We start from the raw sequence: 2,606 nt of genomic DNA on the forward strand, positions 1-2,606 counted from the left end.
ATGTTTACATTATAACGAATGATCAATCTTTGGCTCGATGGAAAGACAGCGCGAATCCGGTGCCGGAAAATGTAAAGCGAATCACTTATTCTCAAATTGCAGATTTTCAATCCATACCGCAGCAATCCCCATTTACCCGGATTTTACAATTTCAACACAGCGCACTTCGTGCAGTTTATTCAGATAGAATGGGATTTGAAATTGAACTATTGAACTCAAATTTTGAAAATTTCAAAGTGATTGAATTTCGCGGAGAATTTTCACATTTCCGCTGGTCGAAAGATGGCGAGCAAATATACAAACAAATTGGAAATTCTATCATCAAACAACGCGTATGGTTTCCTGTAAACGAATAAAAATCATATTTTTATGTGCAATCATTTTTGGATTGCCGCTACAGGCGCAAACCCTGTTTGTCACGGTTCGGGATGTGCAAAATAATGCGGCTGTGGAAAATGCCCTGGTAGCTGTGCTGCCGGATCTGGCACTGGAAACCACCGATGCCAACGGCATCGCGATATTCCGGGATTTGCCGCAAGAAACGCATATTCGGCTGCAAATTTCCCGGCTGGATTACGACTCGCTGACCGTGCAACTGCCGCCGTTTTCGCAGGATACCATTGTTACGCTCAAGCTGGCTCCGAATCCGCCGGAACTGGCACCCGTTCGCATTTCGGAAAACGCACTGCGCCAACCGGACGGCAGCTTTGTCTGGCAGGAAATCGACTGGCGGCGTTCGACCAATTTTGCCAACGATCCGGTGCGGTTATTCACCGCGCTGCCATCGGTTTCGGCCGCAACCGATTATGTTTCCCAGTTTTATGTCCGCGGCGGCACACCCGACCAAAACGCATTTTACATCGACGATATTCCCATCAAAAATCCCTATCGCGTGCGCATCGCGTTTGGCGGGGCGTTCAGCGTGCTCAACCAGCGGCTCATCGATCAGGTGCAATTTTTTCCGGGCGTGCTGCCCGGTCAATACGCCCGGCAAAGCATGGCTGCCATTGCCGTTCGCACCCGCGAAGGCAGCGCGGATCGCCGGAAACTGACCATCGCCAGCAACTTTTTTGAGGCGGAAGCGCACAGCGAAGCTGCGTTACCCGGCGGATTTCGGGTGAACCAGTCGTATCGCCGCAGCTATATTGGCGAATTGATTGGGGCGTTTTCCGACAACGCTACAGTTGATCCGCGATTCAGCGATTGGCAGGGGATTTTAAGCTGGTCGAACGAGCGGCACAGCCTCAAGCTTGGCTGGTTGTTCGGGCGGGAAAACAGCCACATCAGCGCAACGGAAACCAACCGATTCTCCGAAAAAGGTATCGTAACTGATGAAAAAAGCCACACCGATTTCGTGTATCTCGCCCACGATATCGCGTTGACGAGCGGTGTGTTGCTCAAACATCGCCTCGCCTGGCGCGATGACCGGAATCGCTTGAACAGCCGTGTCATTCCCGCCGATTCAATCAGTGGCAATATGAATTTGCTGATGAAAGAAAAAGGGGTTACCTGGCGGCAAATTATCGAAGTTGAAAAACCTGCATTTAATTTTTCCGCCGGATGGGGCGTGCAAACCGAGGATGTGGTTACCGATAACGGCAGCGCCATGTTGCAATATACACCGCTCGGTTTCACCCAATGGGAAGACTCTCTGTTCCGTTGGGAAAGCTGGTTAAGCAGTAGTTGGCGACCAACCCCGAAATGGTCTGTTGCGAGCGGTTTGCGGATGGATTATTTTTCGCTGCATGGTGTGCGTCCGAAATTATCGCCGCAACTCAGGGTTCGGTTTTCTCCAGCACAACGGTGGTCAATTAGCGCAGGCGGCGCTGTTCAGCAGCAGTTTGCAACACAGGAAACCATGTTGTTCCGGGTGCCTGCTGTCAATATCTACAAAGGCACTTTATTCTCCTTCAGACTCGGTCAAAGTGAGTTTAATTTGCTGCCGGAAACATTTGAAAAATTTGAATTTGGATTAAATTTTTCAGAACAATATTTATCTGTTGAATGGGTAACATTTTACAATTATTGCGATAATTATCTGGAAACTTTTCGCAATGGTGATTATATCACCCGAAACAGCGGCAAATTCCGCTCCGCCGGAATGGAAAGCTGGCTGAACTGGCAACCTGTGCAATCGAATCCGGTGTACAACATTTTTCTGAGCGGTGGCTGGCACAACAGCGAACAATTTTACAGCAATCGCTGGCATCCGGCGCTCGGCGATGCCCGGATTTCGCTGCTGGCGCGCGCGACCGTTCCGGTGATCAAAAATGTGTTTGTGACCACCCAGATGCAGTGGTTTGATCGCGTGGCGATTGCCAAAGGTTTGGGATTCAGTTACAATGACTTCGGAAATCTGGAATACTATTACGGTGTGGATAACCAAAATTCCTATTTCCGGTGGGATTTCCGCCTGGGATTTCGCCTCGCCAAACACTTCAGCGCATTCATCGATGTAGTGAATGTGACCAACCAACGCAACTTATTTTCCACCCAATATTCCTACAATATTGTGTTTGAACGCGTCGAAATCGACCGGATCAACATTTACAACCTGCCGCTGATGGCCTTCGCCGGATTTGAGTGGTCGCCGTTTTAACCCGCCA

The 2,606-nt window shown here is 49.5% G+C and carries 2 protein-coding genes; both read left to right on the forward strand.

The annotated features are described in order from the left end of the window. Positions 1-59 precede the first annotated feature (59 nt). Positions 60-356: a hypothetical protein gene (locus H6629_23995; protein ID MCB9070850.1), complete on the forward strand. Its 297-nt coding sequence runs from the start codon at positions 60-62 to the stop codon at positions 354-356. Between the two features lie 32 nt (positions 357-388). After that, positions 389-2,599 carry a TonB-dependent receptor gene (locus H6629_24000; protein ID MCB9070851.1) on the forward strand — a complete coding sequence of 737 codons (2,211 nt, stop codon included), beginning with the start codon at positions 389-391 and terminating at the stop codon, positions 2,597-2,599. The last annotated feature ends 7 nt before the right edge of the window (positions 2,600-2,606 follow it).

Source organism: Calditrichia bacterium, assembly GCA_020634975.1.
GTDB lineage: Bacteria > Calditrichota > Calditrichia > RBG-13-44-9 > J075 > JACKAQ01.